The 18,950-nt window shown below is 42.8% G+C and carries 11 protein-coding genes; 7 read left to right on the top strand and 4 right to left on the bottom strand.

What is annotated here, in order from left to right; genetic code table 11:
• Positions 1–30: 30 nt before the first annotated feature.
• A complete protein-coding gene (locus tag L2729_RS02035; RefSeq protein ID WP_248986748.1) occupies positions 31–270 on the bottom strand; it encodes a hypothetical protein in 240 nt (79 codons plus the stop codon).
• A gap of 456 nt (positions 271–726) precedes the next feature.
• On the opposite strand from L2729_RS02035, the gene L2729_RS02030 reads away from it, so the two are divergent.
• From L2729_RS02030 to L2729_RS02015, 4 genes are all read left to right on the top strand, one after another.
• Positions 727–915 (top strand): hypothetical protein, encoded by a 189-nt coding sequence (locus tag L2729_RS02030; RefSeq protein WP_248986747.1) that lies wholly within the window; start codon positions 727–729, stop codon positions 913–915.
• Between the two features lie 566 nt (positions 916–1,481).
• Entirely contained in the window at positions 1,482–1,868 is a 387-nt protein-coding gene (gene gloA / locus L2729_RS02025; protein WP_248986746.1) for a lactoylglutathione lyase, read from the top strand.
• A 4-nt stretch (positions 1,869–1,872) separates the two neighbouring features.
• Complete coding sequence (locus L2729_RS02020; RefSeq protein WP_248986745.1) at positions 1,873–2,973, top strand: alkene reductase; 1,101 nt, start codon at positions 1,873–1,875, stop codon at positions 2,971–2,973.
• A 164-nt stretch (positions 2,974–3,137) separates the two neighbouring features.
• Positions 3,138–3,998 (top strand): DMT family transporter, encoded by an 861-nt coding sequence (locus tag L2729_RS02015; protein WP_248986744.1) that lies wholly within the window; start codon positions 3,138–3,140, stop codon positions 3,996–3,998.
• 96 nt (positions 3,999–4,094) lie between these two features.
• Here L2729_RS02015 and L2729_RS02010 read toward each other — a convergent pair whose 3' ends face one another.
• Positions 4,095–6,413 carry a TonB-dependent receptor domain-containing protein gene (locus L2729_RS02010; RefSeq protein WP_248986743.1) on the bottom strand — a complete coding sequence of 773 codons (2,319 nt, stop codon included), beginning with the start codon at positions 6,411–6,413 and terminating at the stop codon, positions 4,095–4,097.
• Between the two features lie 450 nt (positions 6,414–6,863).
• On the opposite strand from L2729_RS02010, the gene L2729_RS02005 reads away from it, so the two are divergent.
• The 3 genes from L2729_RS02005 to L2729_RS01995 are packed head-to-tail and all read left to right on the top strand — an operon-like array spanning position 6,864 to position 11,531.
• Entirely contained in the window at positions 6,864–9,662 is a 2,799-nt protein-coding gene (locus L2729_RS02005; protein ID WP_248986742.1) for a xanthine dehydrogenase family protein molybdopterin-binding subunit, read from the top strand.
• Positions 9,659–10,192: a (2Fe-2S)-binding protein gene (locus L2729_RS02000; protein WP_101093045.1), complete on the top strand. Its 534-nt coding sequence runs from the start codon at positions 9,659–9,661 to the stop codon at positions 10,190–10,192. The genes L2729_RS02005 and L2729_RS02000 overlap by 4 nt, the downstream gene beginning before the upstream one ends.
• Positions 10,193–10,199: 7 nt before the next feature.
• Positions 10,200–11,531, top strand: a complete 1,332-nt coding sequence (locus L2729_RS01995) for a cytochrome c (RefSeq protein WP_248986741.1) — start codon at positions 10,200–10,202, stop codon at positions 11,529–11,531.
• A 176-nt stretch (positions 11,532–11,707) separates the two neighbouring features.
• Here L2729_RS01995 and L2729_RS01990 read toward each other — a convergent pair whose 3' ends face one another.
• A complete protein-coding gene (locus tag L2729_RS01990; protein ID WP_248986740.1) occupies positions 11,708–12,799 on the bottom strand; it encodes a response regulator in 1,092 nt (363 codons plus the stop codon).
• Between the two features lie 261 nt (positions 12,800–13,060).
• Positions 13,061–18,685 (bottom strand): response regulator, encoded by a 5,625-nt coding sequence (locus L2729_RS01985; protein ID WP_248986739.1) that lies wholly within the window; start codon positions 18,683–18,685, stop codon positions 13,061–13,063.
• Positions 18,686–18,950: the final 265 nt, after the last annotated feature.

Below are 18,950 nucleotides of genomic sequence, written 5' to 3'. Positions count from 1 at the left end.
GCTAAATCCATTTCATAAATCGAAACAAGCCTAATCTTGCTGCTTTTGCTGCTCTGATTCTCTTCTAACGAGAATAAACGTCAGATACATTTTTGTTGGCAATGACAACACCATACCAAAAGCGATGCACATCGCACTGATAATGATGCCATTTACCCCCATCGCCTCTACCGATGCACTAAAGTTATGGCAATAGATCCCCAGCAATATGAGTAGCACGCCAAGAGTAATACTGGTTTTTAGCAGTAAAATAAGCTTTGCATCCGCCACTCATCCCCCTTATATAAGTATTATCCCATACGCTAATATTGAATTGCTTCGACTTGCAACGTGTTGACTCAGATCAAAGTAGATAAGTGGAATCTAATTAGATAGTCGCTGTAACAACGTAGGCTTAATGCCCCCTGATTATGGCGACAATACTAACTGTAGCGCAATAGTCTCAGTAAGGAAGTACATAACGCTACTATGCCGACAGCTCAGCACCGTTTCATCTTTTTTAAATGTAAAAACCCACTCAATTAGGTTTTAATGTTGCTGAGATCCGTCATCAGAATCGCTAATTACATTGGATTTGATTTAGATCAATGAGTGCCTACGCCTTTTCAGGTCATATAAGAGTGAGCTAAGTCACAAATGCAAACCGCCGTTATGCCGCAAGGCTCACGCTACTGATGACTTTTTCTCTTTTAACAGTAACTGAAACGTAACATTTAGAGGTGCACTATGGAACTATTACCAAATTGTTATACCGATCTTTGTGTCAATGGAAAATGGTTCCACTATGATCATGGCGCGAGCTCAGTGTTCATGCTCAATGGTAGCCAGCCGCTCTCTTTTGAGTTGAACAGCCTCCCCAAAACAGAAGATGAGCTGGAAATGCATTTAAGCCATATTTCGAACAGCCTGATATAAACTCGGCTGTCTTTATCTGCACCAATAACATCAAGCCGTCAGCTTCAACGATTAAGCTAACAAATTAAACCACTCACACCTTTTAACGAATGGGCCACCTATGGCCTTTTTCAGTTCGATTTCACTGCCGCTTTCGAGGCATGAACGACTTGCATTGATAATGCCTTACGCAATGAAAACAGTAAGCTAAGCTCATCAGAATAAGAATGCTTCTATCTGAAGTCTTAGCTCTATAAATCTTGTCTTCACAATTTCATATCACTTCGCACTGCCCCAATGCCTTTAAGATCCAGTCCGTGGGAATATAGATAGAGAACGACGGCCTCTTCCTCACTCGCCACGAGTTAAGCAAAAAACAATTGAATTGATCACTCTATTGATTCAAACACATCACCAAACTATTCATAAACAGTAATCATAAAAAACAGTTATCAAATCAATAATTTTTGATAATTTTATGTTTACATTGATTCGCTATAAACTCTGTACATCAAAAATAAATCATCAAAACGCGCAATTCATACTGTTCACGTTCAAGTTCGGTGAGGCGTTTCAAAGGGCAATATATGAAGTTTTTACACACCATGTTAAGAGTCACAGACCTTGAGACATCCATCGAGTTTTATACCAACGTATTAGGTATGAAAGTATTAGAAAGAACAGACAATAGTGAGTACCGCTACACCTTGGTCTTTGTCGGATACGAGGATCAAGCTGACAGCACGACGATTGAGCTGACCTATAACTGGAACACTAATGAATACGATATGGGTAATGCATTTGGTCATATAGCATTGGGCGTCGAAGATATCTATGCCGCGTGTGACAAGATTAAAGCGCTCGGTGGCAATGTCACTCGAGAAGCAGGTCCAGTGAAAGGCGGTAATACCCATATTGCCTTTATTACCGACCCAGATGGTTACCAAATTGAACTGATCCAATTAGGGGAATAACAAGATGACTAATGCACTATTTCAACCAATCCAACTGGGTAAAATTGCGCTAAAAAACCGTATCGTGATGCCGCCTATGACTCGCTCTCGCGCTAGTCAACCTGGTAATGTCGCCAACCAAATGATGGCTGAGTATTATGCTCAAAGAGCATCTGCGGGACTTATCGTTGCTGAAGGTACTCAAATTTCAGCAATGGGCCAAGGTTATGCTTGGACTCCGGGCATTTATAGCCCTGAACAGATCGCCGGTTGGAAGCTAGTCACCGATGCAGTTCACGCCAAAGAAGGCGCCATTTTCGCTCAGCTATGGCATGTCGGTCGCGTCACTCACCCTGACAACATTGGCGGTGAGCAACCTATCTCATCATCAGCACTTGCAGCCAAAAACGTAAAAGTCTTTATCGATAATGGCTCTGATGCACCAGGCTTTGTCGATGTCGTTGAACCACGAGCCATGACTAAAGCTGATATTGAACAGGTCATTGGTCAATACCGACAAGCAGCATTAAACGCGATTGAAGCGGGATTTGATGGCATTGAACTGCACGCCGCAAACGGCTATTTAATTAACCAGTTTATTGATTCTGAAGCGAACACTCGCACCGACGAATACGGTGGTTCGATTGAGAACCGATTGCGCTTTATGGCTGAAGTTATTGCTGCTATGGTCAATGCTATTGGCGCCGATCGCGTCGGTGTACGTCTTGCTCCATTCACCTCACTCAATGGCACTGTTGATGCGACACCCGTTGAAACTTATACTGCCGCCGCTGCACTGCTCAATACACTCAACGTGGTTTATATCCACATTGCCGAAGTTGATTGGGACGATGCACCTGAAACTCCAAAAGAGTTTAAACCTGCAGTGCGCGCCGCATACCATGGTGTGCTCATTTATGCGGGTCGTTACAACAGTGATAAAGGGGCAAAAGCGATTGAAGATGGCGTAACCGATATGGTTGGTTTTGGCCGTCCATTTGTGGCAAACCCAGATCTGCCAAATCGTATTAAAAATGGCTACCCATTAGCGCCGCACGATCCAAATACCCTGTTTGGTGGCACAGAGCAAGGATTAACGGACTATATAGAGTACAATCCGGGCTAAACCGCTTGTAGATTATTGGCCAGAGAGTGACTATTTGAGTCATAATCTATCACAAGGTTAGCAAACGATACCCTACGGTTATGCACTGTGATGAATAGCGCTCGTAGGGTTAATCATTTATCCACCAAGATATTGATAAATAAGTACAAACTGAAATAACCGCGATGAAAAAACCTGCGCTACGTGGAGAGATATTATTGTTGCTGGCGACTTTGCTTGCAGCTGTGGGTTGGATAGCCTCAAAGCAGATCATTTTAGAAGTGCCTGGTGAGACGTTCATCACCGCACGTTTTCTACTTGCCAGTCTCATTTTACTGCCATTCTGTTACCAACGCATTCTCACTCTTACCCTTAAACAAATTAGCTCTGTTTGCGCTGTAGGGCTTATTTTAGCGGCCTCAGTTCAAGTGTGGGTACACGCAGTATTTATCTCCAATACGCTAGCTGAAGGGGCTTTTATTATGAGTTTGGCGATGATTATTGCGCCAATCACCTCATGGATACTGTTCCAAATAAAACCAAACCGTGCCTTTTGGATAGCCTTACCGATTGCCATCAGCGGCATGACATTGTTAACGCTAGCCAATGGTTGGCAGGTAGATCCTAGCCAATGGTATTTCCTGCTAGCATCAGCGTTACTGTCACTGCACTTTGTATTTAATAAAAAAATATTAACCAGCATCAATCCACTGACCTCTATCTGCTTACAGCTGTTTATGGTCGGCATTGGCGGTGCATTTTCAATCTTATTAACCTCCCAAGAAACATTTGAGATCAACCGCGATATTATATTCTGGTTTGCTATTTCAACAGTGATCGCAACAGTCCTCCGTTATCTCATGCAAACCATCGGACAGTTTTCAGTCAAGATTGAAACGGCGTCGTTGATTATGATCTTAGAGCCTATCTGGACACTGATATTAAGTATGAGTGTGCTTGGGGAGGTTATAGAGACGCAAAAGCTCATCGGCGGTGGCATTATTTTTTTATCATTGTTTGTCTACATCAAGTTGTCAAAAAGATAACCTCCAAATCGATTGGTTATTTTTAAAGACGCAATTAAAGTCAATAAAGGTCACTAATGTGACCTTTATTTAACACACTCTAAAACGATACTTTCGCTAGAATTTATACGCCACACTAACGCGAACGTCTCTGCCAGCAGCCGCTATGCCATCAGCCATGTAAGGCTTGTAGTACTGGTTAGTAATATTCTTGACCGTAAGGTAGGCTTCCCAGTTATCTAATGCGCCAGACTCGCCAGTAAACGCCACATAAAAGTCCTGCAAGAAATACGCATCAGTGGCTTGATCCGTTCTAAAGCTACTTTTAGTCGGCATCTCATCTTCAGACTTACTGTCGTACCACTTACCACGCCAAGCAACCATTACGTCACTCGTCAGATAATATCCCAGCTTTAGTCCAATATTGGTCGGCGCTAAATCAGCCAGGTACTCATCTTCACCCGTAGAATCCTTCAGGCTGCCATCGTGCTTGCCCTCTATATAAGAGGCGTCTAAATCTGCGAATAGATCTTGGTAGCGATAATTTAATACCAAGTCGACACCTTGATTGTAGTATCCGCCAAGATTGGTGTTGTAGCCTTGAGCTTGTTCTATAGAGTTAACCCCTGAGCGCTTAGCCACATCATTCTCGCCTTTGTGGTAGTACAAGGTTATTTGAGTTGATAGCGTGTCGCTATTAGCAAACAAGTCATGATTAAGCTGGGTCAACCCTAACTTATAGGCGTGTAAACGCTCAACCTCTAGATCACGGCTTGAGGTAATAGCCTTACTGGCCTTGGCATATTGCACCGTATAAATATCATCGATGACTGGCGCCTGTAATGTATAGGCATAATCAAAGTAAAACTGGGTCTGTTCAGTTAAGGCGTAATGAACACCTAATCGCGGTGAGAGTCCCGAGTGTGAAACTGCACTGTAGTCATGGCCTGCGGCTAAATCATTATAATCAGACGCCAAGTTTCCCTTACCTTCACTACGAATATAGTCATATCTAACGGATGGTTTAACCGTTAGAGCATCATTAACTTGGTAACTTAATTTGGCATAAACGCTTGAGGTTTGCTGCTTACCGCTGGGCTGATAATACGGCGTATACAGACCAAAGTTTTTCGCTTCTTTCTTCTCATAGGTTTTATTATAAACCAGAGAGTCACGGTCTGAACTTAAGTACTGCAAGCCGATTAATAAGCTGTGGTCGCCGAACCAGCTAGTGTTATTGATATCGACAAAAGAGCGTTTGTAGTTGAGCCAAGACTCATGGCCAAAGTTACCCACCGAGACATACATCTTTTCCCATGCGATATCAGGGCGTACCCAATGACGCTGATTATCACTGGTTGAAACGACCAACTGAGTATCAATCAAATCATTGTCAGGTGTATAACGATAGTTCAACGAGTAATTCGTATCTTCGTAAATATTGTGAGCCGTTGTTGCGTAGAGCGCTGTTTTATAATCACCATACTTTTTAATATTGTAATCACTGATATTCGGCATTTGACCACGGCGATTAGCCCACGGCTTTTGGCCTTCATCGGTATAATCTGTCATAGATAAAGACAATAAATGTGAACCATAATCAAAATCTAACTTCGCTAATAGGCTATTTTGACGATAACCTGAGTAACTAAATTTAGCTTCATTGCCCATATCATATTCAACGGGCTCGCCCTCATCAGCAATATTCCCCCCCCAAACTCCATTACCTAAAGTGGTATCGTTAGCATCTCGATAGGTGTAATTAACAATGGCAGACAGATGGCGGTTAAACTGACCATATAAGCTAACTAAACTACGCTTTTCATCGTCGTTATCGCTATAACCTGCTTTAACTCTGGCGCCAAAATGCTCTCCTGTATCCAAAAAGTCTTCCGCACTTTTACTGGTTACATACATAGAGCCACCAAAACCGCCGTTGCCTGAACGAACATCGTGGGCCCCTTTAATCACCTCAACTTGTTTAATTAGGTCCGGGTCGATAAAGAAAGAACCATAGCGATATTGCTCAAAACCCAACGGTGCATTATCTAAGTAGAGGTTCAAATCCTCCACAGCGCCAAAGCCCCAAACATTAATTCGTTCGCCACCGGAACGGGTTCCACCATCAATGTTAACCCCGGGAAGTTGATCGACCAACTCAGCAAATTGTGAAGACTGCTGCTCCTCAACCTCTTTCATGGTAATCACAGCTTCACCCGGAGGTGTTAACTTTAAACCACGACGATATGACCTGCCGGTAACTTCAATAATCTCAATTGCATCAACCTTAGGCTCGCCTAATACTTGATTCATTGAGCGAGAACCGCCTTCTTCAACCCTTTGTTGTAGATGTTGATCCGTTTGCGCATATACATGCGACTGAACCGATAGAGACAAAAAAGACAATAAAAACAGCTTAATAGAACGTGGCAGCACCAGAATGTACTCATAAAAATGTAGGATGCGGCAGTATAAAGAAAAAACATCCAAATGATAATGATTATCAACTGCAATTTACATTTGAAAAGATTCTGTTACCAAACCGCTAGGTTTGAACTCATATTTTACAAAATACATACAAAGTTAAAGTCCATGTTTTATCTGCGAGCGCATCCCCAATTACGTATCGGCAATTGACCAAGTGCAAAACACAGTCCCTTTAAGCAACCAAGCCTAACACTATGAATATTCCTACATTAGACATCCACATACTGATGTATGTTGAACCTAAAGAATTTATCAATATAGTATTAAAATTAGACTATCCTCTTATTAGTATCGCTTGCCTATTTAGGTGTTGATTACACTTACTATTAACACTCAAATCGATGGCAACAAGGATGAAGTTACAGCGCCATACCTTCAATTTGTACGTTAGGATCATAGATGAAAAAACTTAAGCAAACTCGTAGAGACTTTATTAAAACGGTCGTTATCGCGGGGGTCAGTGTTTACTTCTCACCGCTTGTCAGTGCCAGTAGTCGAGAGCAAGAGTACTTATATAAACCCAAAAAATCATGGGCTAGTGGGGGGAAGGCTAAATTTAGGGTTGATGCAATTCAAAAGGTTACCGGTAAAAAAGTATTTGCTCGAGACTTTAGAGCAAAAGACTTTGACCTCTGGCCTGATAAGCAATGGCACGGATACATTGTGTGTGCAACGGTGGCCGATCGTACATTTGAGAGTATTGATTTATCCTTTTTAGAGAAACAACCCACTAAAATTATTTTGGCCGAAGATCTCGCTAAAAATGACATCAAGCTGCCCCCTTTTCATGGGGAAGAGATGCTACTAACCAAAGGCAGTGTCCCCCACTTTATTGGTCATCCGGTGGCTATTCTATTGTTTGATGAGTTTGATGACTTTAACGCCGCTAAATCACGCTTAGATTTCAATCCAGATGTACTCAAATTTGGCGATAAAGCTGAACTTTATCAGAGAAACCCCTATGCATCATGGCGTGTGGTACGCATAGCAAAAGAGAGAAATGATTCAAGCGATGTCTTTTCCCCCTTCCAAGATGGGTTGTTTTTCCCCGCCTATCAGTTAAGACAACCGAAATGGCCTAGGGAACGAAATATCGGAGGTACCCTTGGTGAAAAAGGGATGTATTACGCGGATACCATCCAACAAGATCTATTAAAAACAAATGTTCATGTCGTTGAAAAGCAATTTCAAACACAAATTGTTGAGCCGATGATGCTCGAACCAGAAGCCGCTAATGTCTGGCTTGATCAAGCAACTCAGACTGTACACGGTACTGTTACCTGCCAAGATCCAAGCGACTTTACCGAAATGGCTGTTCACCTGCTGAAACAGACCAAACAAGCTAAAGATATTAAAAGTATCGTGCTTTATTCAGGGTTTGTTGGCGGCGGATTCGGTGCCAAAGACCACTCAGTATTCCCTTATTATGCCCTTGTTGCTAGCCTATTTTCCGATGGTAATCCGATTAGAATAGCCAATGACCGCTATCAACAGTTCCAGTCTGGGCTTAAACGTCATCCCTTTAAAATCAACAACCGCTTAGGGATCAATAAAGACACCTTAAAAATTGAAGCATTAACCTCTGTATGTGACGTGGATGGTGGCGGAAGAGAAAACTTCAGTGCCAGCGTTGCCTCTGCTGGTATGTCTGCAATGCAGGGCGTGTTTTATATTCCAAAAAGCGACTTACAAGCAACCGCTTACCACTCAAGGAACGTCACGTCAGGCTCAATGCGAGGTTATGGTTCGACGCAATGTATGCCAGTGGTCGATCTCATGATGGGACAGGCTGCCGCAGAGTTAAATGTAGATCCGTTTGAGCTTAGACGTAAAAACCTATTACACACTGATGATCTTAATACTCAAGGCGCCGAAATTGCGGGTGAACTGCGCTATCGTGAAATTTTAGATAAAGCAGAGCAACATCCTATCTGGAAGAATCGAGCAGCTAACAAACACACTTTTGAAACCAACAACCCAAACAAAACATTTGGTGTCGGCTATTCATTGCTTTCTAAGAATTATGGAACGGGTAATGTTGGCCCTAATGCGGCAGTCAACCTGTTGGAGTCCGGCGAAATTGTTTTAGAAATTGAATATATGGAGATGGGCAGCGGCGCTCAAACCAGCCAAGGGTTATTAACCGATAAGTTCTTTGGCCAAGCAGCTGATGAAGTGCAAGTTGCTGTTACTGAGACTTGGAAGGCACTGCAGCTGTTTGAAACAGATAACCCCTATACCATCAGTCAAGAGAAGCAAGATAAGATGTCTAAAGACCCACTCTGGACGCCGGTGAAATTGATGGCAAGTAGTGCATCCGATTCAGCGACTTTTCAAACAGAAGCAACCAAAGGAGCCTGTGCGGTCGTCTATCAATACGGGATTTTACCTGCGGCGCGTACATTGTGGAAACTCGATAAAAACAGCGACCTTTCGGCAGCAACATGGCAAGACGGACAATTGACCCAAGCAGGTTACCCCAATTTACCTTTGCCGTTACTGGCATCAACGGCACACCACCTTGGGTTAGTCACAGGTTGTGTGGCACATACGGTAAACCGTTGGGCTTGGACTGAAGCAGAGTTCACCATTGAAGGTCATACCCAAGTACATTCGTTAGATGCATTGGCGGTTCGCTATGGTAACGGCGCTAATAGCGCTAAAACACAGTTGATGGATAATTTAGGCTACCACCTCATTAAACGTAATTGGGTGAAATACCCTAGCACTCAATATAACAATGCCATGGTCACCTATTATGCTCCCTGTGATTGTTTAGTAGAGCTCAGCGTTGATAAGTACAGTGGAAAGGTCGATATTCTCCGCACTCACAGCGTACTCGATGCAGGCCCTGTGATCTCAAAGCCTATCGTCGAGGGACAAATTCAAGGTGGACTCGCCATGGGGATAGGCCATGTTTTGCATGAGTATTTACCACCATTTGAAGATGGCCCTGGTAACGGACGTTGGAATTTGAATCGTTATCACGTGCCGCTAGCCAGAGATCTCAGCGTATGGGACATGACACTTGAAATACTGCCATCAAATGACAGTTCAGAGCGACCTAAAGGGATCGCCGAAGTGGTGATGTTACCTGTGATCTCCGCGGTTCAAGATGCAATATTTAATGCGATTGGCGAACGCTTCGACCACACCCCTATTACCGCTGAACAAATAAAGTCGAGGTTAAGTGTATGAGCAAAAGCACCGTTAATTTCATCCTAAATGGTAAACAAATTGGCCCTATTGCCGTCGATCAAAATACCATGATGATTCAGTTTCTACATGAGCACTTAAACTTAACCGGCACTAAATTTGGTTGCGGCGCAGGGATATGCCATGCCTGCGTGATCTTAGAGAAAACGGCTACTGGTCATGTTACCCATCGAACCTGTATTAATGGCGTAGGGTCATTTAATGGTAAGAACTTGATGACGGTAGAAGGTCATGCACGAATTGATGTGAAAACCCAAGAGCTTGAGTTACATCCAGTGCAACAAGCTTTTATCGAACACTTCTCTTTCCAATGTGGTTGGTGTACATCGGGCTTTGTTAATGAAGCCATCGGTTATTACGAATCACTAAAACAAAATCCAGTTAAAAAGTCTGAGCTACGATCTTCAATTGAAGCCTCACTCGCTGAACATGTATGTCGCTGTACAGGCTACGTTAAATACTATGAGGCAATAGAGGATCTTATATTGTCTCAACCAGAACTTGTTCGATAAGGATGTTATGAAAAAGCTCATTATTATCGGTTTGGCTTTAGGTCTAGCCGCGGTCATTTTTATTTACTTTGGTAGCGGTAAATTAGCCAATGTGGCAAGCGCAGCTCATCAAAGTGAGACCGTAGACATAATCGTTGAACGAGGTCGACAAGTCGCCATTGAAAGTGATTGTGTTGCTTGCCATACAGGCCCCAGTGGCGCGCCATTTGCGGGAGGCGTGGCGTTTGATTCACCATTCGGAATGATCTATTCAACCAATATTACCCCTGATAAACAATACGGCATTGGGCTTTACCAGCGTGAAGATTTTTATCGGGCTGTAAAATGGGGTTACTCAAGTAAGGTCGGCAACTTATACCCTGCAATGCCATTCACTTCGTACCGAAAATTAAATGATGAAGATCTTGATGCACTTTGGGCTTATTTTCAGTCCATTAAACCGATTGCTGAACCTAATAGTGCTAATGACCTTATCTTCCCGGCCAATATTCGCTTCTTCTTAGGCGGTTGGAACCAACTCTTTTTTGATGACTCTGACTTTATCAATGATACAAACCGCAGTGAGCAGTGGAACAAAGGTAAGTATTTTGTTGAGGCTGCGGGACACTGCGGCGAATGCCACACCCCCAGAAATTTATTATTTGCGATGCAACCTGATAAAGCGCTGCAAGGTGAGTTTTTGGAAGGATGGCAGGCGGGTGATATTACCGCCAAAGAGCTGAAATCACAGGGCTGGAACGCTAAAGATCTGGTTGATCTGCTAAAGATGGGCGAATCAAGAAAGGGCTCAACCTACGAGAATATGTATTTGGTCGTTAACCATAGTTTGAGCCACATGCCGAATGAGGACTTGGCTGCTATTTCCGGCTATTTACTGGATAAAGATCAGGTTTCGATTGCAGAAGTGACAGGCTCAAGCGATCTGCAACCGATTGAGCGGGTGTATTTAAGCCAAGAAGATAAAACACTTTCTGGCTATCAAACCTATGTTGATTATTGCGCCGGCTGTCATGGATTAGATGGCTTAGGAAAACCCGAAGCCGTTGTGGCCTTACATCAAAATAGTGCCTTTACCGCCCAATCGCCGTACAACTCTATCGCCGTGATTCTGCGAGGCTTACCCAGTAAACGTCAAAGCCAAACCAGAGGCGTGGTATCGATGTCATCTTTCAATGCACAAGTATCAGATCAGCAAGTGGCGGAGCTCGTTAACTTTGCCAGACAAGTCTGGGGAGCACAAAAGGATGCAAAAGTTAATAATGATATGGTCAAAGAGATTAGAGAAAAGTTGGACAAAGAGGGTTATTTAAACCATCTACAGATGAAAAAATCAGATTAGAAGGCTTAACCTTATTCCCCGAAAAAAACGAACCTGACGGTTCGTTTTTTAATCTAGCTAGCAAAATAGACACGCTTGAGCTTGCATAGGATAAATATCTATCCTATTTGATTAAACAAGACAAAAGCACCTGCATTAAGCAGTGCTAACTAATCTGATTCAGTGTGTCGACGGCATTACTCTTCATCTAAGAATTGTTTGGCGATACGATTAAACTCATCGGTCACTTCAATGAAACCATCAACCATGATGGGGTCAAAGTGGCTACCACGCCCTTCAATAATAATGCTCACCGCCTTCTCATGTGAAAATGCCGGTTTATAAACTCGTTTACTAATTAATGCATCATAGACATCCGCTATCGCCATCAACCGTGCGGAGACAGGAATGGCCTCTCCGATAAGGCCCTCTGGGTATCCTGAGCCATCCCACTTCTCTTGATGATAGTATGCAATCTCTTTGGCAAACTCTAAGAAATTGTCTGCCACATCCATATGCTTTTCGGCCGCAACTAAGGCATCTCGGCCGTAGACTGTGTGCATTTTCATAATCTCGAACTCTTCGTCGGTAAGCTTACCGGGTTTGAGTAAAATGCTGTCAGCGATACCGACTTTACCAATGTCATGCAACGGAGCGGATTTATAGAGTGCGGTAATATTTTCAGGTGTTAGTAGCGCGCGATATTGCTCTTTTGATGCTAATGCTTGAGCAAGTGCTCTGACGTAATGCTGGGTGCGACGAATATGATTGCCCGTTTCAGGATCCCGAGACTCCGCTAACGCCCCCATGGCAACCATGGCAACATCTTGGATTTCACCGAGCTGTTTTGTGCGCTCAATCACCCGCTCTTCTAATATTTCATTTTGACGTTCCATCAGATCACGAGAAGCTTTTAGTAATAAGTGATTCTTAACGCGCACCTTCAAAATCGCTGGGCTAATAGGCTTAGTAATGTAATCAACAGCTCCCATCGCTAAACCTTTGGTCTCATCTTCTTCTTGCGCTTTTGCCGTTATAAAAATAATAGGAATATCTTTGGTCGATGCTTGGGACTTAAGAATTTGGCAAACTTCATAGCCATCCATCTCAGGCATCATTACATCAAGCAAGATAAGATCCGGCTTGCGCTTCTCTATTATCTTTAACGCCATTTTGCCGCTTAGTGCTGCTTGAATGAGGTAATCCTCAGACAATACCCCTTTTACCACTTCAATATTGGTTGATGTGTCATCGACGGTGAGGATGGTTGCTTTCTTATCACCAAGCATTTCATAAATTCCTTTTTTATTATTTAACTTCAGGCAGATAGCGACTAACTGTTACTGACTAATAAGTACAATGCATAACTCTTGGCTTCGTCCGCCATTGACTCATCACACTAAAAGTATCTGCTACCACCTCTAGCGCCAGTTTTTACAAACGATTCAGCTGGAGCCTCAACCCGCCTAGCCAATACAACTCATTCAGAGCTTTCAATAGGCTTTTTTATTTGAATTTTATCAAACCCGCCATGCTTTCAACGTAATATTTTAAAGCTGCGCTGCAACATCGTCAGTAAATGGGTCAATCAAATTCTCAGCTTCATCAAAATCATACTCGGATAAAGCAGCATAGAGTTTCTGCCCCTGCTTGCTCTGAGCCACGACTTCATCGCTGTTTAACAGGCTCTCTAGATTATCTACCGCAGTGCTATCTAAAAACTCAATTTGTTGTTTAAGCTGTTCACATTGTTGTAGAAACTCATCCTTACTAATGACGCTCGCGACCTCAACTGACTCCTTACCCATTAAAGCTTGATCAATAGTCGCAATCATCTTCTCAATTTGAATTTGAGCTTCAGCTATAAGCGCTTCTAATGGCGCATCTTTATGCCACTCTGCCGCCTCCAGTAGCTCATTGAGATGAAATTCAAGCTGCTGAGCACTTGGTACCACAAAAACGGCACCAATATTACCCGCAACCCCTTTAATGTTATGAATAGCGATAATTGCAGCACTGATGTCACTGTTATCCAGTGCATGATTAAGTCTGTCTATACAGTCTCTTTCAGACACAGCGACTTTTGCCAATATTTTTCTATAAGTCTTCACGTTACCAGATAAACGCCCAAGGGCTGCATCGACATCAAAGCTGGGTAAGACTAGGGTGTCACAATTTTTATTTAGCTGTAGCTCGGCTGCAGAGTCGACCTTAAGCACCTCACCTGTCGGCGCAATCCATTTAGCCAATGTTCGGTAAACTTCTTGTGGGTTAATCGGCTTGGGGATGTGGTCATTCATGCCAGCTTTAATGCATTTATCTCTATCGCCACTCATAGCGTTAGCGGTCATTGCAATAATGGGTAACGCTTGCTTATCAGGCTGTTGGCGTATCGCACCAGTGGCTTCATAGCCATCCATAACCGGCATCTGAATGTCCATTAATATCGCATCGTAATCATTCATAGCAACCATTGTCACTGCTTCTTTACCATTACCAGCAGTAGACACTTTTATGCCTGCCATATTAAGTAATTCAATCGCGATCTCTTGGTTAATATCATTATCTTCAACCAAGAGTACATGTGCTCCGACGATATCTTTAGCGGCACTAACATTGAGCTTTCCGTCAGATGTTTTCGGTTGTACTAGGCTCTGCTTCCCCATGACACTCATCACAGTATCAAGTAAAGTCGATGCGCTCACAGGCTTGGTTATCGAACTATCAATCCTAACGTCAGCAGCATGTTTTAACATGTCATCACGATCATAAGCTGTGACTATGACTAACTTAGGTACGATAGAAAGCGCCATCTTCTGTTGAATATGGCGGCACACTTCAATGCCATCCATTTGTGGCATCTTCCAATCCACTAACACCAGCTTATAGGGTTGACCTTGTGCATCTGCGGCTTCAAGTTTTTCTATCGCCTCCCAGCCAGTGGCTGCTATATCAGGTACAAGACTGAGGTTTTCTGCAAGCGTGGATAAAATCTCACGAGCGGCTTTACTATCATCGACAATAAGGATGGGCAAGTTAATTAGGCTCTTTGATGAGGCTGGCTGCGATAGGCTTCTATGATCTGAAATAGCAAAATTAGCGGTAAAGAAAAAGGTACTGCCCTGTCCTTCAGCACTTTCAACCCAGATCTCCCCGCCCATTAACTCTGTCAGCGTTTTACTGATCGTTAGACCAAGCCCTGTGCCACCGTATTTACGGGTAGTTGAAGCATCAGCTTGGCTAAAAGATTGGAATAGTCGTTGTTGCTGTTCTGCTGTCATCCCAATTCCGGTGTCCCGAACGGAAAACTCGACAAAAACCTGTTCATCTTGCCGTTCTAACACATGAGCCTTAACGATGATCTCGCCTTCATCAGTAAACTTCATCGCATTGTTTGTCAGGTTAATCAACACTTGCCCCAATCGAAGCGGATCACCTTCTAAGTTGGTGGGTAGATTAGGGTCAATATCAATCAGTAGCTCTAGCCCTTTTTGTTGACTCTTATGCGAAATCATTTGCACCAAATTATCAAAACTGTCATTGAGATTAAATGGGATAACTTCCAGTTCAAGCTTTCCGGCTTCGATCTTAGAAAAGTCTAAAATATCATTGATAATGCCCAGTAATGACTCTGCTGCACTTTGGATTTTATTGACGTAATTGGCTTGCTTGCGGCTTAATTCAGTTTGTTGAGTTAAATAACTCATGCCGATAATCGCATTCATAGGAGTACGGATTTCGTGACTCATATTTGCTAGAAAATCGCTTTTGGCTCGGGTTGCCTCATCAGCAGACTTTACTGCGATTTCAAGCTGTCTGGCATTTTCCTTTTCGCTACTAATATCAATGAAATTGCCAACTAAACCTCCAGGGTTGTCGTTGCTGTCATTAAAACCGGTTACCCAATAGAGAGTGTCGTGAACTTTGCCATCCGCGAAAGGAATTCTCATCTCTTTCTTAATGGTTTTTTGTTCCGCTATCACCTCATCATCTTCAGCTTGGTATCGACGGCGATCGTCTTCACTTAAGTAGCTTAAGTCCGTCACTTTTAAACCGACCAGATCTTCCGATTCAACATTAAATGTTTCTTCATAGGCTTTATTAACACCTTGAAATCGAGCTTGTGCATCTTTATAAAATAACGGGATAGGCACAGCATCAATCAGCAACTGTTGTAACTTAATTTGTTCAGCTAATGAACGTGTCGCTTCTTCAGCTTTTAACTTAGCATTGTGTAGATCCCTTTCAATTTTTTTTCGTAAAGTGGTATCTCTAACGATGCCAGTAAAAACATGCTCATTTTCAATCAAAGCTTCACCAATCGCGACTTCAATAGTGATCTGCTGACCGTCTTTTCGAATACCGGTTAACTCATAAACACAATGCTCATTCTCTTCTGTTTGTTTATCTTTTAGGTACTGGGTATGAAACGGCGGCTGCACTAACAAGCTAATATTACTGTGTGTTACTTGGTCTTTTGTATAGCCAAATATGGTTTCGGCTGCAGGGCTAAACTCTTCAATAAGGCCTTGTTCATTGATAACGATAATTCCGTCTGAAGCATTATCAATAATGGTACGGTTGCGCTGCATTGTGACTTGCAGCGCTGCCGTTCTATCTTTTACCAGCTCTTCAAGCTTTTGCTGCGAACGCGTTAGCGCTCGAGTGGCTCTGGTACCCACCCGTAAAGTGAATAAAGTACAGCCTAACAATAGCGTCAATGAAATGAGCGTGATCCCCCACACTGTGTACTTAAATATATTGATAAGTGCAAACGACTCTTCGACATCAACCTCAGCAGCCAAGCCCATATCAAGGCTTTCATCCCATAACCAACTGCCAATAACCTTTACACCGCGGTAATCGGAGTAACCTTCAAGGTTATAATCGGAGCTTTTACTGGCCACGCCAGCAGCCATTTTAGTCAATGGCCAATCAGCCTGAGGTCTCACTTTCTGCTCAGTGTGCGTTAAGTTAACCCCAGGGTCGGCAATACGTACATTTAGCGATGCTTCTTGACTGTCTTCAATGAGCCCTATGTCGCGTAACTGGCTGGCAAAACGTACGTTTGACAGCAATAACCCCGTTTTGTCTACCGCGTAAGTCTCACCGCTATGACCAATAAATCCAGCTGAAAGAATCGATGAAAACACTCGATTAAAATTAACCCTTTTAGTTAGAATGGCAATCACTTGGTTGTCACTATTCATTACTGGCGCGGCAAAGAACATGGTCGGCGCCCTACGCCCAATACTGTCATCACTCTCTTTAGTTAAAAATAGATCTGACTGAATGGGTGGAACAAACACACTCCCCCCCGCTAAAACCTGCTCCAGAAGTTCAGGGCGAGAACGTTGAATAATATTGATGTCACCAATATTCGAATTACGCATTGACGCTAAGCTTATTTTGTCTGGGGCAATAATAAAAAAACCGATATTGCCAAATTCACTTTCACGCTCACTAAAAAATTCACGAATTTGGGATTGAACAGCTGCTTCAGTAAGCGAACGTTTATCCCTTGGGATCACTAATAGCTGCTCCACTAGCCCGACTAACTCTTTGTTTTTGCCCCATAGCGCTAAATTGTTTGACTCATAATCAACCCAGAAGAACAACCTTTGGTGGGTTGAACTCAGCAAGGTTTGTAAGCTGTATTTAACGTCAGTAAGATTTTTTTGCTCTACATAACGCGTCAGTAAAACAATCATCACTAAAAGGACCACTGACAAAGTGGTTAATCCAATGAAGATCGCTCTTTTAAAACTGCTTGAACCAAATTTGTTGGCTAATTCGGTATCACTGGCTTTCAAAATATGTGAGCTGGCAAATGTCGCCAAAACTAATAAAATCGCCACCACCAATACAATCGTCAATATTGACGCCATCATTTTTGGAGGTTCCGGCTCAGCGGTTGTCGCTTGCGATGTTAGCCAATCACTTTTGGTTAGCATCAAATCTCTTAAATTCAGCGAATTGAGACCTTTTTGCAAAATTGAGTGCAATAGCGGATGTTGCTTATTACTGTAGAAATGAACTGAGGTTGGTGGAAACACATCCTCATTGATGACCTTTAACTGTTCAACGCCACCTCGTTGGCTCATGGCATACTCTATCGCCAATTCGGAATCGAGTAAGGCATCGACTTGACCAGACAGAACACGCTCGATGGAATCATCCATTCCTGTCGTTTCAACGATAGTAATATTGGGGTAAAGACTGCGTAACTTATTAACTGAGGTATAACCTATAGGCACTGCCACGGTCGCGTTAGCGAGCATTTGGTTACTGCTGAAATTACTATTGTTACTTTTGACATGAAATAACTCTCTGACCAGAAAGAACGCTGAAGTGTAATCTCCATATGCTTGGCGCTCTTGTTGCTGATAGGCGTCGGGTATGAGATCAATCTTGCCTTGCTTAAAGGCCTCAAGATTACTGTTCCAATCCCCCTCCACAATCTCTATTTGTAAACCTGTGCTGTTAACAATCTTATTAACTATCGCCCCAGCTAATCCACCGATGGTGCCATCTTCTTGCATGAACAAAATCGGCGGCCAATTATCAATTCCAATAACCACTTTGTTGTCAGCTATCCACAGCTTTTCTTCGCTGCTCAATTGCGTCTGTTGAACCTTGTCGAGATCTGCGACATTAGCAGTGACTCTTTGCTCAATTTTCGATGCTAACTCAAATACCAGTGCTAAATACTCGCTTTTAAGGCGGTGATAATCCTCACCGTTAATCAGGTCAACAGCCTGCTGTCGATTGCCATTTTGTACTGCGGAAATAGTATTCTGTTCTAGCTTAATCAAGCGTTGGTTTATACTGTCCAGTTTAGCGATCAAAGCACCATCTTGAGGGGTTTTACGATTTAAAAGAGTATTGATTAGATCAGTCAGTTGTGGCTCATACTCGTGGTAACGATTTAACCATTTACCATCACCAGAAAATGCGTAACTCAATACAGATGACGTAAGAATTTCATCGAAATATTTTAGTTCGGCTGTAATATTGTTTACTTGTGTAGCCGTTAACTCTTGCTCTGCTGCTGAATATTTACTGGCATAAATAGGATTGATGAAGATGACTGCGATAATAATGAATAAGCTGAAGCTGCATAAACGCAGAAGTGACTTAGCTTTTTGTCGCGAATTAAAAGCAAGGAGCAACATGAATTCTTTCCCTAATTATGAAGCAAAGCAGTACCGTCAAATAGCATGATATCAACACTCAGCACCCCAATAAAACATCGGCTTTAGATTAAATAATATAGCCACTTGTCATTGATATTGATGCCAATACATCTGAAAACAAGCTTTATCGATCTTATGATGCCCCTTCCAATGGAGTAACATAAGATCCCCTCTATAGCGCTCTCTATCCCTGGTCTATGCAAGCACCATCCAGCCCTTGTCTTATACTACTTATTTTACACAA

It is taken from the genome of Shewanella gelidimarina, assembly GCF_023283945.1.
Lineage (GTDB): Bacteria > Pseudomonadota > Gammaproteobacteria > Enterobacterales > Shewanellaceae > Shewanella > Shewanella gelidimarina.
The sequence above is the reverse complement of the archived record's forward strand: the minus strand, read 5'-3'. Positions and strand labels throughout refer to the sequence as shown.